This is a genomic window from Mesorhizobium sp. M0960 (genome assembly GCF_040319055.1).
GTDB lineage: Bacteria > Pseudomonadota > Alphaproteobacteria > Rhizobiales > Rhizobiaceae > Mesorhizobium.
The window spans coordinates 98959-113179 of the sequence record NZ_JAMYNN010000013.1; the positions used below are offsets into that span (position 1 = coordinate 98959).

16 protein-coding genes are annotated in these 14221 nt (G+C 64.1%); 12 read left to right on the forward strand and 4 right to left on the reverse strand.

The features are described 5' to 3' along the window. Nucleotides 1-4 precede the first annotated feature (4 nt). The gene (locus NKH63_RS21905) at nucleotides 5-325 is read left to right on the forward strand and encodes a low molecular weight protein tyrosine phosphatase family protein (RefSeq protein WP_352918704.1); all 321 of its coding nucleotides are present in this window, start codon (nucleotides 5-7) and stop codon (nucleotides 323-325) included. Between the two features lie 190 nt (nucleotides 326-515). On the opposite strand, the gene NKH63_RS21910 is transcribed toward NKH63_RS21905, so the two are convergent. Together NKH63_RS21910 and NKH63_RS21915 are read right to left on the reverse strand one after the other, a co-directional pair. Then, nucleotides 516-704, reverse strand: a complete 189-nt coding sequence (locus NKH63_RS21910) for a hypothetical protein (protein WP_023718834.1) — start codon at nucleotides 702-704, stop codon at nucleotides 516-518. Between the two features lie 7 nt (nucleotides 705-711). Beyond that, complete coding sequence (locus tag NKH63_RS21915) at nucleotides 712-894, reverse strand: hypothetical protein (protein WP_352918706.1); 183 nt, start codon at nucleotides 892-894, stop codon at nucleotides 712-714. Nucleotides 895-1069: 175 nt separating this feature from the next. Between NKH63_RS21915 and rsmI the strand changes: the two genes are divergently transcribed. The 4 genes from rsmI to NKH63_RS21935 all read left to right on the forward strand — a co-directional run bounded on the left by rsmI (nucleotide 1070) and on the right by NKH63_RS21935 (nucleotide 3940). Next, nucleotides 1070-1996 carry a 16S rRNA (cytidine(1402)-2'-O)-methyltransferase gene (rsmI, locus tag NKH63_RS21920; protein ID WP_352495438.1) on the forward strand — a complete coding sequence of 309 codons (927 nt, stop codon included), beginning with the start codon at nucleotides 1070-1072 and terminating at the stop codon, nucleotides 1994-1996. Beyond that, nucleotides 1989-2366: a YraN family protein gene (locus NKH63_RS21925; RefSeq protein WP_023718831.1), complete on the forward strand. Its 378-nt coding sequence runs from the start codon at nucleotides 1989-1991 to the stop codon at nucleotides 2364-2366. Before rsmI ends, NKH63_RS21925 begins: the two co-directional genes overlap by 8 nt. A 294-nt stretch (nucleotides 2367-2660) precedes the next feature. Then, entirely contained in the window at nucleotides 2661-3620 is a 960-nt protein-coding gene (locus NKH63_RS21930) for a complex I NDUFA9 subunit family protein (protein ID WP_023718830.1), read from the forward strand. A 44-nt stretch (nucleotides 3621-3664) separates the two neighbouring features. Further along, a complete protein-coding gene (locus NKH63_RS21935; RefSeq protein WP_352495436.1) occupies nucleotides 3665-3940 on the forward strand; it encodes a metallothionein in 276 nt (91 codons plus the stop codon). A 115-nt stretch (nucleotides 3941-4055) separates the two neighbouring features. Here NKH63_RS21935 and NKH63_RS21940 read toward each other — a convergent pair whose 3' ends face one another. Next, nucleotides 4056-5291 carry a flavin-containing monooxygenase gene (locus NKH63_RS21940; protein WP_352592275.1) on the reverse strand — a complete coding sequence of 412 codons (1236 nt, stop codon included), beginning with the start codon at nucleotides 5289-5291 and terminating at the stop codon, nucleotides 4056-4058. Nucleotides 5292-5385: 94 nt separating this feature from the next. Then, nucleotides 5386-6192, reverse strand: coding sequence for an undecaprenyl-diphosphate phosphatase (locus NKH63_RS21945; RefSeq protein ID WP_023718827.1), 807 nt, complete (start codon nucleotides 6190-6192; stop codon nucleotides 5386-5388). Between the two features lie 161 nt (nucleotides 6193-6353). Here NKH63_RS21945 and NKH63_RS21950 point away from each other — a divergent pair, with 161 nt between their 5' ends. The 7 genes from NKH63_RS21950 to dapB all read left to right on the forward strand — a co-directional run bounded on the left by NKH63_RS21950 (nucleotide 6354) and on the right by dapB (nucleotide 14196). Then, the gene (locus NKH63_RS21950; RefSeq protein ID WP_023678968.1) at nucleotides 6354-7046 is read left to right on the forward strand and encodes a glutathione S-transferase family protein; all 693 of its coding nucleotides are present in this window, start codon (nucleotides 6354-6356) and stop codon (nucleotides 7044-7046) included. After that, the gene (gene queG / locus NKH63_RS21955; protein WP_352918709.1) at nucleotides 7027-8187 is read left to right on the forward strand and encodes a tRNA epoxyqueuosine(34) reductase QueG; all 1161 of its coding nucleotides are present in this window, start codon (nucleotides 7027-7029) and stop codon (nucleotides 8185-8187) included. Before NKH63_RS21950 ends, queG begins: the two co-directional genes overlap by 20 nt. Next, a complete protein-coding gene (locus NKH63_RS21960; protein WP_352495433.1) occupies nucleotides 8184-9092 on the forward strand; it encodes an SDR family oxidoreductase in 909 nt (302 codons plus the stop codon). The genes queG and NKH63_RS21960 overlap by 4 nt, the downstream gene beginning before the upstream one ends. A 56-nt stretch (nucleotides 9093-9148) precedes the next feature. Further along, nucleotides 9149-10240 (forward strand): penicillin-insensitive murein endopeptidase, encoded by a 1092-nt coding sequence (gene mepA, locus NKH63_RS21965; protein WP_352789116.1) that lies wholly within the window; start codon nucleotides 9149-9151, stop codon nucleotides 10238-10240. Nucleotides 10241-10361: 121 nt separating this feature from the next. Continuing rightward, nucleotides 10362-11387: a glucokinase gene (locus tag NKH63_RS21970; protein ID WP_023718823.1), complete on the forward strand. Its 1026-nt coding sequence runs from the start codon at nucleotides 10362-10364 to the stop codon at nucleotides 11385-11387. A 119-nt stretch (nucleotides 11388-11506) separates the two neighbouring features. Further along, nucleotides 11507-13366, forward strand: a complete 1860-nt coding sequence (locus tag NKH63_RS21975; RefSeq protein WP_352918712.1) for an ABC transporter ATP-binding protein — start codon at nucleotides 11507-11509, stop codon at nucleotides 13364-13366. Between the two features lie 5 nt (nucleotides 13367-13371). Further along, nucleotides 13372-14196 (forward strand): 4-hydroxy-tetrahydrodipicolinate reductase, encoded by an 825-nt coding sequence (gene dapB / locus NKH63_RS21980; RefSeq protein ID WP_036244690.1) that lies wholly within the window; start codon nucleotides 13372-13374, stop codon nucleotides 14194-14196. Nucleotides 14197-14221: the final 25 nt, after the last annotated feature.

Genomic DNA, 14221 nt, shown 5'->3' on the forward strand with positions numbered 1-14221 from the left:
ACCGGTGAAGAACGTTCTCTTCGTCTGCAGCCAGAATCGCTTGCGCAGCCCGACGGCGGAGCAGGTGTTTTCCGGTCGCAGGGACATCGAGGTCGCTTCGGCCGGCACCAATCACGATGCCGACACTCCGTTGACGCACGAACTTGTCGCCTGGGCCGATATCATCTTCGTGATGGAAAAGGCGCACCGCGGCAAACTGCAGCAGAAATTCAGGGCCAGTCTAAGGAAGGCTCGGGTGATCTGCCTCGATATTCCCGACGACTATGAATTCATGGACCCGGAACTGGTCCGGTTGCTGGCGGTGAAGGTATCGCGATCTCTCTGAAGGCTGTCGCGCTACTGCGCCTTCGTCATCCTCGGGCTTGACCCGAGGATCCATGCCGCTACCCTTGTCGAAGAATGCTGCGGTAGAATAATTCTGAACTGTCGAAACGCTTGAATATTACGGCATGGATCCGGGTGTCTGCGCCGCGTCGCTGCGCTCCTTGCTCCGTCCCAGGATGACGAAAAGAGGATCAAGCGTCGTGCTTGAAACGACGCTTGCCGCGGTCCTTCTCGGCATGCGCTTCTCCGGAGCGGGTCTGCTTGATCTCGCTCTTGTCGCGCGGAGCAGAATGCTGGTCGCCTGTGGGATGTGATGCTGCGCCATCGCGGGCGCTTTTTGTTTCGAGACGGGTGATGAAAATATCGAAGCGATTGGGCATCGTCCGGTCAGTGCTCCGTCGTGCTGTCGGTTTCGGTTACGGGCTTGCTCTCTGCCAATGGCTGGCGTGCGAGCGGTTTCCTGGCCTCGCCATCCGCTTTGCCACGCAGGCTCTTGTCGCCTGGCGCGGCGAAGCGCTTGCGGCCGGCATAATAGGGTTCGAAAACGTCCTGTATCGTCAGGCTGTCCATCCTGCTCCTCCCGAGATCAGGGTTAAAATTCGCCGGCAACGGTTTCGTTCCCTACTATGGCAAAGGCATGGCGGCCGGTTCACGTCGGGACCCCGTTTGGAACCGGGCGTTTGCAACCCAGGCTTTTGCAACCAGGCGTGAGCCGTGCCAAACAGGGTCGAACGGAGTTGTGCAGGTGACCGGCGAATTGGCCAAACGCAGTTATGTGGTCGGGCAGACCGAGATCGCCGCCCGGCCGCTCGAGCCGGCGCTCTATCTGGTGGCTACGCCGATCGGCAATCTCGCCGACATCACGCTGCGCGCGCTGGAAACGCTCGCCGCCGCAGATATCGTCGCCTGCGAGGACACGCGTGTTTCGCGCGTCCTGCTCGACCGCTACGGCATCCGCCGCCGCACCACCGCCTATCACGAGCACAATGCCGCCGAGGCCGGGCCGAAGCTGATCGCGGCACTGCTGGCCGGGCAGAGCGTAGCGCTGATCTCTGATGCCGGCACACCGCTCATCTCCGATCCCGGCTACCGGCTGGTTGGCGAGGCGCTGGAACGCGGCATTCGTGTCGTGCCGATCCCCGGACCGTCGGCGCCACTTGCCGCTCTGACGGCATCCGGCCTGCCTTCGGACGCCTTTCTGTTTGCCGGCTTCCTGCCGGTGAAGACCGGCCAGCGGCTGACGCGGCTGGAAGCGCTGAAGGCGGTGCCGGCAACGTTGATCTTCTTCGAATCGCCGCGCCGGCTGGCCGAGACGCTCAGTGCCATGGTCGAGGTGCTGGGCGGCGCCCGCAAGGCGGCGATCGGCCGCGAGTTAACCAAGACTTTCGAGGAGATGCGGACCGGCACCCTGCAGTCACTCGCCGGCCATTACGCGGCAGCCGATACGCCTAAGGGCGAAATCGTCATCTGCGTCGGCCCGGCCGATGCGGTCGCTGATGAGCCTGAAGACATCGACCGGCTGCTGCTTTCGCTGGCGGCCGAGATGCCGGCCTCCAAGGCGGCGGCGGAAGCCGCCAAGATGACGGGTGGCCAAAAACAGACGCTCTACCGACGGCTGCTCGACCTCAGGAATGCCGGAAGAGACGGGGCCGGCGGAGACCGCGATGGCTGAACGGCGGAGCGCCAGCCGGCAAAAGGCCTACCGGCGCGGCCATCACGGTGAATGGCTGGCGGCGGCGGCGCTGATGCTGAAGGGCTACCGGATTCTTGCCCGCCGCCACCGTACCAGGTTTGGCGAGATCGACCTGATCGCGCGGCGTGGCGATTTGGTGCTGATCGTCGAGGTCAAGGCACGCCGTACGCTGATCGAGGCGATGGAGGCCGTCGGCCGCGAATCGGAGCGCCGCATCGAAGGCGCGGCCGATTTCTGGCTGTCGCGCCAATCCGACTACGGAAAATTATCGGTGCGCTTCGACATGGTGGCGGTATTGCCGTGGCGCTGGCCGGTGCATGTCGAGAACGTTTTTTACGGGGGGAACTAGGTCATTCCCGAAGTGGGGTCGGTTTTGCCGCGATCTCCGGTTCAGATTCGATTGCCTGTCGTCTCGTCGATGGGAACAAGCAAGTAGCGCCATTTGCCGCCTGGATCATGTGCCGACGCTCACCTGGATTCGCTCAATCGATCGGTTTGTCGACCTGGTCTCCGCCCAGCACTGACTGGAACAAAAGCGTTCCTGCGTTGTTCTCCAACCGTCCTGATGTTCGACGGGCTGGTTCAAATGCCGATCAGGGCAGTCCTCGTGGCAGGCGTGCGAGGACAAGGGATGGCGAGGCAAATGGATCCTGACGATCTCAACCAGGAACGGATCGTCACCGTGTTCGGCGGAACTGGCTTTCTCGGGCGCAGGATCGTGACGCGGCTCCTGGAAAGGGGTTTCACGGTGCGCGCCGCATCTCGCCATCCGGCTCGCGTGGCCCTGGTCTTTTCCTCGATTACAAGGATGCCCGAAGCAGTCGAGGCGGATATATTGGATGCGTCCTCGATTGGGTCGGCCATTACCGGATCACAGGCGGTCGTGAATGCTATCAGTCTTTACGTCGAGCAGGGCGTCCAGACCTTTGAACGCGTCCATGTGAAAGCCGCGGCCGATCTCGCTGCCGTGTCGCGCAAGGTCGAGATCGATCAGTTCGTCCAGATTTCAGGGATCGGCTCCGATCCTCAATCGGATTCGAATTATATAAGGGCACGTGGGCGCGGAGAAGTTGCCGTGGGAAACGCATTTCCCGGCGCTTTCATTGTGCGTCCCGCCGTCATGACAGGACCTGACGACGCTTTCCTCACGACCATTGTGAGGCTGATACGCCTCCTGCCGGTCTATCCGCTGTTCGGCGATGGTGGCACACGGCTTCAGCCGGTCTATGTGGCCGACGTCGCGGAAGCAGTGAGCCGGCTGATCGACGGGCGAAGCCACAAGGGTTCATCCATATTCGAATTCGGGGGCCCGCGTATCTATACCTATAAGGAATTGCTTCGGGAGATCGCCCGACAGCTCGATACGCACGTAAAGCTGATGCCGGTGCCGTTTGCTGTATGGAACGCCTTGGCTGGCGTCGCGGAACTCCTCCCGGCTGCCCCCATAACGCGCAACCAGATCGATCTTATGCGTCAGGATAATGTGGCAGCAATCGACGCGCCGGGCCTGAAGGAACTCGACATCGAGCCGCGGGATATCGACGAGGTGATCCGCGTGATCGAACAGCGCCGTGGCGTAGGCTCGCGCTCGTCTCCGCCTTAGGACGGCCCTCTGATCCTGGCGGGAACCTATCGCCGCGCGACAGGTTGGTCGAGCTTGAAGCCAATGAAAGAAGGAAAAGAACCATGGCCAGATGCGATCAATGCGGGAATGACTACGACAAGGCTTTCAAAGTGACGATGGCCGAGGAGACCTACACATTCGACAGCTTCGAATGCGCGGTCCAGAAACTTGCTCCGACGTGTCCGCATTGCGGATGCCGGATCATCGGACATGGCGTCGAACAGGATGACATCATCTACTGCTGCGCACATTGCGCCGCTGAGGAAGGTGCGAGCGCGCTGACCGATCGCGCGCCTTGATGCACCTCCTTTGGCGTCTCCAGGGCGACCATTCCGAATGACTGCGCCGGCTCATCCCCATATGGCCAGTGCTGTCAGCCCGACGACGACCAGCCGAGGTCCAGACGCGCCGAGGTCAAGGCCGCCGCACCTGGACAAGTCGCTCCACAATGCCAGCCACCTCCTCTGGAATGGCCGGTATGGTGCCCGATTTCCGTGTCGACCCGAAATCGAGGCCGGCGAAAAAGAGACCTGGAACAGCGCCGACGCCATCCTCGTGGACGGGCTGGCCGGCCGCATCGAGCGCGCCAGGAAGCCGGACCCATGAGAAATCGCCGGTGAAACCCGTGCACCAGATCACTGATCTGATGCCGCTCGCCGTCCAGTCGAGGGAGCGGATCGGAGGATCGGGCAAGCGCGGGGCAACCGTCTCGGCTGGATCATCCTCGGCCAGGGGCGCATCGAGGCCGGCGCGCTCAATGTACTCGTCGACCAGGCGCTTGGCATTCGCCGAAACCTCGTCGGCAAATCGCATATGGTCGTCGAGTTCGTCGCCGAAGACGAGGCTGCCATTCTCCACGCCCCTGAAGCGGCCGAGCAGCACCACGCCCTGTGCACTCAGCGATTGCAGGCTGATTGTATGGGTCGCGCCGACCAGCGCGCGGGCCTGCAGCTTGCCGGAGGGGAGGACGAGTTCCTTGCGCGGAACGTCGAGAAAACCGGACAGCGTCAGCCATTTAAGTATGTTGCCCCCGCGGTAGCGCCGCACCCAACGGCCGTTGCGGCTGGTCGCCAAAAAGACCGCACGTCCGGCCACCGCCAGATCCTCGGCGATCTGGCCGCCCGACTGGCCGCTGCCGACCACCAGCACCGCGCCATTCTCGAACTCGGCCGGGTTGCGATAAGCCGAAGAATCGACTTGGCGAACTGCCGCCGGCAAGTCCGCCGACCCTGGTGGCCGGACCTGTCGGTTCTGGTCGCCGGTGGCGATCACCACATTGCGCGCCAGAAGCACGCCACGAGCCGCCGTAGTGACGCGAAAGATCCCATCGTCTCTCGTCAGCTCTTGAACCGGAGTTTGGGTGCTTACCGGCAGGCGGTGCCGCTCGGCATAGCCTTCGAGATACGCGACAAATTCGTGGTGGGTTATCGCGCCCCAGGGCTCCGGCCCCTCGTAGGAATCACCGGGTAAGATGGAGCGAATGGTCGGCGAATTCAGTCGAAACGAATTCCATCGCTGCGTTCGCCACGTTTCGCCGATCCGGCCTCGATCGAGCACACGGTGGTCGCGGCCCTGCCGTTTCAAGAAGTAGCTGACGCCGAGCCCCGCCGGACCGGCGCCAATAACGAGGGCGTCAAGAACTTCGCTCATGCATTCCCCCTGCGAACCATACGTCCACAAGATCGTATGGCTCGGCTTCGGGCAAGAACAGAGTTCCGGCTGGGATTGCGCTATCCGCGCCGGCTCACCCCCAGATTGCCAGCCCCGCCAGGCCGACGATGCCCACGACCAGCCGCCACCAGCCGAACAGCGCATAGCCATGGCGCGAGACATAGTCGAGCAGGAAGCGCACGACGATTAGCGCGGTGACGAAGGCGGCGACGAAGCCGACGGCGATGATAGGCAGGTCGGCACTGCTCAGCACATTGCGGTTCTTGAACAGGTCGAAGGCGAAGGCGCCGACCATGGTCGGGATGGCAAGGAAGAAGGAGAATTCCGCCGCCGCCCGTTTGTCGACCCCGAGCAGCAGCGCGCCGACGATGGTCGAACCCGAGCGCGATGTGCCGGGGATCAGCGACAAGCACTGGAACAGCCCGATCTGCAGATAGAGCCTGGTCGGGAACCGCTCGACATCGTGGTAATATGGCTTCGGCTTCATGCGATCGACCAGCAGCAGGATGACGCCGCCGATGATCAGCATGATGCAGATCAGCCGCGGCGATTCGAACAGCACCGTCTTGATGAAATCATGCGCCAGCGCGCCGACGACGGCCGCCGGCAGGAACGCGATGAGAATGCCAAGGACGAAATGCCGCGTCAGCCGATCGTATGGCAGTTCGAGCAGCATCTTCCAGAGCCGGTGGAAATAGACGCTGAGGATCGCCAATATGGCGCCGAGCTGGATCAGGATCTCGAAGGCCTTGCCGGTCGAATGAAAGCCGAGGAAATGGCCGGCGAGCAGGATATGACCGGTCGAAGACACCGGAATAAACTCGGTCAGGCCCTCGAGCATGCCGAGCAGCAGCGCTTCGACGACGGTCTGGCTTTCCATGGCAACCTCGGCGTTGGAGGGAGGGCTTGAGAAAACGGCTTGCTTGTCACGGCGCGGAACTCCCCCTATAGGTCGCAGCACCCTGACAGCCCCTGAATCGGGCGGCCAAGACTTACCGGCGCAGCCGGCGATTTGCCAGTGCGCTCTATTATCGCGGGACCATGCTAACGCTTTTCCACCATCCGATGTTCGCCAGCTGCCGCTTCGTCCGCCTCGCCTTTGGCGAGTATGGCGAGGAACTGGCACTGATCGAAGAGAAGCCGTGGACGCGGCGCAAGGAGTTCCTGGCGCTGAACCCGGCCGGCACGCTGCCGATCCTGCTTGCCGAGGGCGACGTGCCGATTGTTGGCGCAGTGGTCATTGCCGAATATCTCGACGAGACGCGCGGCGTACTCAAGCGCGACAAGCGGCTATTCGCCGAAGACCCGATGGAACGCGCCGAAATCCGCCGGCTGACCGACTGGTACCTCAACAAGGCGGAAAGCGAGGTTACCCGGCATCTGGTGCGCGAGCGCGTTCTGAAGCCGGTCATGCCGGAAACAGCGGGCGGCGGCTCGCCCGATTCGGCGGCGATCCGCGCCGCCCGCGCCAATATCCGCCAGCACATGAAATACACCAACTGGCTGGCCGGCACCCGTCATTGGCTGGCCGGCAACAAGGTCACCTATGCCGATCTCGCGGCGGCGGCGGCACTGTCGGTGCTCGACTATCTCGGCGAGATCGACTGGCGCGAACACAGCGCCGCGCGCGAATGGTATACAAGGGTGAAATCACGGCCTTCGTTCCGGCCGCTTCTGTCCGACCGGGTGCGTGGCCTGTCGCCGGTGTCACATTATGCGGACCTCGATTTCTGATACGGCAAAGCTGCGCGCGCTGATCGACCGCGAGGCGCGGAACGCCGGCTTTGACGCCGTCGCCGTCACAACGCCCGATGCGATTCCGCGGGCGCCGGAACGGCTGGCCGAATTCGTTGCCGACGGCTTTCACGGCTCGATGGGCTGGATTGCCGAAACGCTCGAGCGGCGAGGCAAACCAGCGGCGCTCTGGCCAGAGGTCCGCTCGATCATCGTGCTGGCGATGAATTACGGCCCCGACCGCGACCCGCGCGACATCCTGGCAAAACGCGATCGCGGCGCGATCTCCGCCTATGCGCAGAACCGCGATTATCATGACGTCATGAAAGGCCGGCTGAAGGCGATCGCCGGCAAGCTTGTTGCGCGCGCCGGCGGCGACGTCAAAGTGTTTGTCGACACCGCGCCGGTGATGGAAAAGCCGCTGGCCGAGGCGGCCGGCCTCGGTTGGCAAGGCAAGCACACCAACCTGGTCAGCCGCGCCCATGGTTCCTGGCTGTTCCTCGGCACCATCTTCACGACGGCCGAGCTGGTGCCGGACGCGCCTGAGGACGATCATTGCGGCTCCTGCCGCGCCTGTCTCGACGCCTGCCCGACGGACGCCTTTCCGGCGCCTTACCGGCTCGATGCGCGGCGCTGCATTTCATACCTCACCATCGAGAACAAAGGACCGATCCCACATGAGTTCCGGGAAAAGATCGGCAATCGCATCTATGGCTGCGACGACTGCCTGGCCGCCTGTCCGTGGAACAAGTTCGCCCAAGCTGCCTCCGAGGCTAAGCTTGCCGCCCGCGCGGACTTGCGCGAACCGCCGCTCGCCGAGCTGCTTTGCCTGAACGACGCTGCCTTCCGCGCGCTTTTTTCGGGCTCGCCGGTCAAGCGCATCGGCCGTGACCGTTTTATCCGCAACGTGCTGATCGCGGCCGGCAATTCCCAGGACTTGTCGCTGGCCGGCGCCGTCCGCGCGCTGCTCGACGATGCCTCGCCGCTGGTTCGCGGCGCCGCGGTATGCGCGCTGTCGCGGCTAGTGCCGGGTCAGGAATTTGCCGAACGTGCCGCAGCCGCTTTGCAAGTAGAAGGTGACGAGGCGGTAAGAGGCGAATGGCTTCTGGCCCTGCCAAAGCCGATCGAGGCCCATATATGACAAAAAAGCAGATTTTCATCTTCGGCGCCGGTTATTCGGGCAGGGCCTTCGCCGGCGCCAACAGGGATGCCGACACAACGATCTTCGGTACAACACGGTCGCTGGAAAAATTCGCGGCGCTGCGGCAAGCCGGTATCGTGCCGCTGCGTTTCGATGGCACGCTGACTTCCGAAATCGGCGATGCGCTTGGGAAGACAACCCATCTCGTCGTCTCGGTCGCGCCGGACGAGGCCGGCGACCCGGTGCTGGGCGCGGCACGCGAGGTGATCGTGGCCAACATGCCGGAGCTCGAATGGATCGCCTATCTCTCCACCGTCGGCGTCTATGGCGACCATGGCGGCAACTGGGTGGACGAGGCCGCCGAATGCCGGCCGTTGTCGAAGCGGTCGGTGATGCGTGTCGCAGCCGAGCAGGATTGGCTGCAACTGGGCCACGACATCCACCGGCCGGTGGCGATCCTGCGGCTTTCCGGCATTTATGGGCCGGGCCGCAACGCCCTGGTCAATCTCGAAAACGGCACCGCCCGGCGACTGGTCAAGCCGGGCCAGGTGTTCAACCGCATCCATTGCGACGATATTGCCGGCGCTCTCTGGCATCTAGCCGAAGGCGATCGCGGCGGCATCTTCAACGTCACCGACGACCTGCCGGCGCCGCCGCAGGACGTCGTCGCCTATGCCGCCAGGTTGATGGGCATCGAGCCGCCGCCCGAAATTCCGTTCGAGACCGCCCAACTTTCGCCCATGGCGCGGTCCTTCTATGGCGAGAACAAGCGTGTCGCCAACGCGGCGATCAAGGCGGCCGGCTATGGCTTTCGCTTCCCCGACTACCGCTCGGCTCTCGACGCCATGTGGGCGAGCGGCGACTGGCGCGACGGCGAGGCGCGCAGTCCGATGAAACGGTCGTGATCGATACGTTGCGCGGGGCGTGGTATGATGCGGTTCAAATCGCGGAGGGGTCCAGCTTGGGGAAGACGTTAAAGCGAGCCTTGCCGGGAAAAACACTGCTGCTGACGGCAGCACTGGCCGTCGCCGGCCTAACGCTTGCCGCGCAAACGGCGAGCGCTGAGCAACGGGCAAAAGAGCTGTTCGGCGCCAAAAAGCTGCCGGCACTCGCAGCAGCGCAATCGATCGGCTTTTATTCCAAAGGCTGTTTTTCCGGCGGCGTCGCGCTGCCCATGGACGGCCGGCACTGGGAGGTGATGCGACCGTCGCGCAACCGCCGTTGGGGCCATCCGGCAATGATCGCGCTAATCGAGAAACTATCACGCGATGCTGCAGCCGACGGCTGGCCGGGCCTGCTGATCGGCGACATCTCGCAACCGCGCGGCGGACCGATGCTTACCGGCCATGCCTCGCACCAGATCGGCCTCGACGCCGACATCTGGCTAACGCCGATGCCCGACCGCAAGCTTTCGACCGAAGAGCGCGAAAACATCAGCGCTACCTTGATGGTCGATGAAAAGACCCATCTGGTAAAGGATGGCCTGTGGACGCCGATGCACACGCGGCTGTTGAGGCGCGCCGCGAGCTATCCCGAAGTCGAGCGCATCCTGGTCAATCCAGGGATCAAGAAGAAGCTCTGCGACACGGTCAAAGGCGACCGCAGCTGGTTGCGCAAGGTCAGGCCGTTCTGGGGCCACGATTACCACTTCCACATTCGTATCGGCTGCCAGCCTGGGTCACCCGACTGCAAGGCGCAGGAAGCGACGGCGCCAGGCGATGGCTGCGACCAGGCGCTGGCCTGGTGGTTCACCGAGGAGCCGTGGCGCCCCAACAAGAATCCGGACAAGCCGAAGGCACGCGACGTGATGACGATGGCGAACCTGCCCAGGCAATGCCAGTTCGTGCTCGACGCGCTGGCTCCGGCCTCGGCGGAAGCAGTCACCTATTATGGCGACGGCGTGCCGATCGCGGCCGTACCCGCTCCCGCGGCAGAGCCTTCGCCGCCGCCGACGGTCGCAGCCGGCGCGGCAGCGCTTCCGGCCTCGGCGAACGCCTTTGTGGCGACCCCCGAGATCCGCATTCCGCTGCCGCGGCCACGACCGGGGCACTGATGCGGGCAGCGTGTTCGCTGTCTGCATCCGTGCATCTCCACTTCGAAAACCGATTTCCCTTTTTGCGGTCATGCGCTAGTCAACGAGAGAACGGCGATACGCGTCGGGAACGGACGAGAGCATGCCAGGCGTAAGCGATGACGACACTCTGTTGCGGTTTCCGATTCTGATCGGCGACATAGGCGGCACCAATGCGCGCTTCTCGATCGTGCTTGACGCGAATTCCGAAGCCGGCGAGCCGACGATCGTCCAGACCGCCAACTTCAATACGATCGACGAGGCGATCCAGTCGGCCGTGCTCGACCGCTCGTCGGTCCGGCCGAATTCAGCTGTGCTGGCGGTAGCCGGTCCTGTCGAAAGCGACGAGATCCCGCTTACCAATTGCCCATGGATCGTCAAGCCGAGACAGATGTTCGCCAGTCTCGGTCTCAGCGACGTCGTGGTGCTCAACGACTTCGAGGCGCAGGCGCTGGCCGTCGTCGCGCTCGGCGAAGAGCATATGGAAAAGATCGGCGGTGACGCGCCGGAACCGAATTCCGGGCGGGTAGTGCTCGGCCCGGGAACCGGGCTCGGCGTCGCCGGGCTGGTCTATGCGCTGCATCACTGGATACCGGTGCCCGGCGAGGGCGGCCATATGGATATCGGCCCGCGCTCGCCGCGCGATTTCCAGGTGTTTCCGCATATCGAGAAGCTCGAGGGCCGCATCTCCGGCGAACAGATCCTGTCCGGGCGCGGCCTGGTCAATGCCTACCGGGCGGTGGCCAAGGCGGACGGCAAGCCGTCGCCCTTTACCACGCCCGCCGAGATCACCGCCGCGGCGCTGGCAAAGAACGATCCGGTGGCCGAAGAGGCGCTGTCGATCTTCGTCACCTGCCTGGGACGCACCGCCGGTGACCTCGCTCTGGTGTTCATGAGCCGCGGCGGCGTGTTTCTCACCGGCGGCATCGCGCAAAAAATCCTGCCGGCGCTGCGGACCGGCAATTTCCGCGCCGCCTTCGAGGACAAGGCGCCGCACAGTGCCCTGATGCGCAGCATGCCGGTCTATGTCATCACCCATCCGCTGGCGGCGCTTTTAGGGCTGGCCGCCTATGCCAGAAATCCGTCGCTGTTCGGCGTGCAGACGGCGGGGCGGCGCTGGCGGGTCTAGGATACACGCTGCGCCGCGACGAAGTTTCGCCATTCTCGGCCATAGGCAAGCCGTCATTGCGGCGTTAAGACGTTGCCGAATTGCAGCCCGGCCGAACCAAAACCACAAAGCGCTCCAACTTGACACTTCCAGCACCAACCAAAGGGAAAGTCCGGCCCGGCGAGATCGTGGCGGTGATCCGCCGCATCATCGCCGAGAACAGCCGCGATTACCGCTGGTACTATGTTCTTGCCGTGCTGTGCCTGGTGACGATCGCGGCGACGACCGCCTTCACCGCCTGGATCATGAAGGATGTCATCGACCAGATCTTCTACAAGCAGCGCGGCGATCTTATCGCGCTGATCAGCGTGTCGATTCTGGCCGCCTTCATGCTGCGCGGGCTGGCCAGCTACGGCCAGGCAGTGACGCTGGCCAAGATCGGCAACAATCTGGTGGCGCGCTATCAGCGCCGCATCTTCGACCACCTGATGAAGCTCGGCGTCAGTTTCTTCAACGACACCCGTTCGGGCCGGCTCGCCGCGCAGATCAACGAGAACGTCAACGGCATCCGCGATCTCCTGTCGATGACGCTGACATCGCTGGCACGCGATGCCGTATCGCTTGTCGCGCTGGTCGGCGTCATGATCTGGCAGGACCCGGTGCTCTCGGCGATGTCGCTGCTGATCGGGCCGCCTTTAATTTACAGTGTCACCTATCTGATGCGCCGGGTACGTCGCATCACTCGCGAATCGGTGCAGATCAACTCGCGGCTGATCGGCGCCATGCAGGAAGCGACGCAAGGCATCGCTATCGTCAAGGCCTTCACCCTGGAGGACGAGCTGTCGCGGCGCATCGGCGGCCTCGTCGCCGGCGCCGAGCAGCGGGCAAACAAGATCGCCCGCGTCTCGGAACGGCTGACGCCGATCTCCGAAATGCTGGCCGGCTTCGCCGTCGCCGGCGTCATCGCCTATTCCGGCTACCGGGCGACTGTCGGCGGCCAGCCGCCGGGCGCGGTGTTTGCCTTCATCACCGCCCTGCTGCTTGCCTATGACCCCGCCAGGCGGCTGGCGCGTATGCAGGTCGGCATGGAAAAGTCGCTGGTCAATGCGCGCATGATCTACGAGCTTCTCGACCTCGAGCCGCAGCAGGGTGACGTGCCGGGAGCCGCCGAGGCGAAATTCACCTCTGGCGAAGTGCGCTTCAACAATGTGTCCTTCCGCTATGTCGAAGAGGCGCCGGTCCTGCAGGATCTGAGCTTTGTCGCCGCTGCCGGCAAGGTGACCGCCATCGTCGGAGCTTCGGGCGCCGGCAAGACGACGCTGGTTGCGCTGCTGCAGCGCTTCTACGACGTCGAGTCGGGCAGCATCGATATCGATGGCCAGGACATTTCAAAGGTCACCAAGCATTCGCTGCGCGGCTCGATCGCCTATGTTTCGCAGCAGCCTTATCTGTTCGAAGGCACCATCCGCGACAACATCCGCTACGGCAGGCTGAGCGCCACCGCCGCCGAGATTGAACGCGCCGCCCAACAGGCCGCAGCCGACGATTTCATTCGCCAGCAGCCGCAAGGCTACGACACGCCCGTCGGCGAGAACGGCGTGACGCTGTCGGGCGGCCAGCGCCAGCGCGTATCGATTGCCCGCGCCATCGTTCGGCAGGCGCCGATCCTGCTGCTCGACGAAGCCACCTCGGCGCTCGACAACGAGGCCGAGGCCCGCGTCCAGGAAGCGCTGACCCATGTCATGGAAGGGCGCACCACCATTGTCATCGCGCACCGGCTGTCGACGGTGGTCAATGCCGACCATATCATCGTGCTGGAGCAGGGCCGGCTGGTCGAACAGGGCACGCACGCCTCGCTGATGGCCGACCCGCACAGCGTCTATGCGCGGTTTCACCGGGTGCAAGGCAGGAAAGGGCTGGGGCTTGTCGATGACGGCAAGCCAATCCAGAGTGCGGCGCAAAATGCCCGCGCGAAAAAGGTGGTCGGGAGACATTCATGAGTGACATGCCGACCGCGAGTGAAATGGGCCTGGTGGTGGTCGGCGCGGCCGGCCGCATGGGCCAGGCGCTGATCCGCGCCATCCACACCATACCGGGCGCGCGTGTCGCCGGCGCCATCGCGCCGGCCGGATCGCCCCATATCGGCAAGGATGCCGGCGAGCTGGCCGGCGTCGGCCGGCTCGGCGTGGCGATCGGGGACGATCCGCTGCCGGTCTTCGCCAAGGCCGACGGCGTACTCGATTTCACCACCCCGGAAGCGACCGTCGAATTCGCCGGCTACGCGGCGCAGGCGCGCATCGCCCACATCATCGGCACCACCGGCTGTTCGGCCGAAGACAACGCCAGGATCGCGGCCGCCGCGCGGCACGCGACGATCGTCAAGTCAGGCAATATGAGCCTCGGCGTCAATCTGCTGGCGGTGCTGGTGGAGCAGGCGGCGCGCGCGCTCGATGCCGACGATTTCGACATCGAGATCCTGGAAATGCATCACCGGCACAAGGTCGACGCGCCGTCGGGAACGGCGCTGCTGCTCGGCGAAGCCGCCGCTAATGGGCGCGGCATCGACCTTGACGGGAACAGCGTGCGGTCGCGCGACGGTCATACCGGCGTGCGCAAGGCAGGCTCGATCGGTTTCGCCAGCTTGCGCGGCGGCTCGGTCGTCGGCGACCACAGTGTGGTGCTGGCCGGTACCGGCGAGCGCATCACGCTCGCCCACCATGCCGAGGACCGGGCGATCTTTGCCCGCGGCGCAGTCAAGGCAGCCCTGTGGGCGCGCGGCCGCAAGCCGGGCCTCTATTCGATGCGGGACGTGCTCGGCCTGACCAGTTGATCCATAAAAATTTGAAGGAGCAAAT

Coding starts and splice junctions, on each gene's coding strand:
- NKH63_RS21940 (WP_352592275.1), bottom strand. CDS start 5,291: ATGAGCGAAGTTCTTGACGCCCTCGTTATTGGCGCCGGTCCGGCGGGG.
- NKH63_RS21915 (WP_352918706.1), bottom strand. CDS start 894: ATGGACAGCCTGACGATACAGGACGTTTTCGAACCCTATTATGCCGGC.
- NKH63_RS21960 (WP_352495433.1), top strand. CDS start 8,184: ATGACAAAAAAGCAGATTTTCATCTTCGGCGCCGGTTATTCGGGCAGG.
- NKH63_RS21930 (WP_023718830.1), top strand. CDS start 2,661: ATGGATCCTGACGATCTCAACCAGGAACGGATCGTCACCGTGTTCGGC.
- queG (WP_352918709.1), top strand. CDS start 7,027: ATGCGGACCTCGATTTCTGATACGGCAAAGCTGCGCGCGCTGATCGAC.
- NKH63_RS21945 (WP_023718827.1), bottom strand. CDS start 6,192: ATGGAAAGCCAGACCGTCGTCGAAGCGCTGCTGCTCGGCATGCTCGAG.
- NKH63_RS21925 (WP_023718831.1), top strand. CDS start 1,989: ATGGCTGAACGGCGGAGCGCCAGCCGGCAAAAGGCCTACCGGCGCGGC.
- NKH63_RS21970 (WP_023718823.1), top strand. CDS start 10,362: ATGCCAGGCGTAAGCGATGACGACACTCTGTTGCGGTTTCCGATTCTG.
- NKH63_RS21950 (WP_023678968.1), top strand. CDS start 6,354: ATGCTAACGCTTTTCCACCATCCGATGTTCGCCAGCTGCCGCTTCGTC.
- dapB (WP_036244690.1), top strand. CDS start 13,372: ATGCCGACCGCGAGTGAAATGGGCCTGGTGGTGGTCGGCGCGGCCGGC.
- NKH63_RS21910 (WP_023718834.1), bottom strand. CDS start 704: ATGCCCAATCGCTTCGATATTTTCATCACCCGTCTCGAAACAAAAAGC.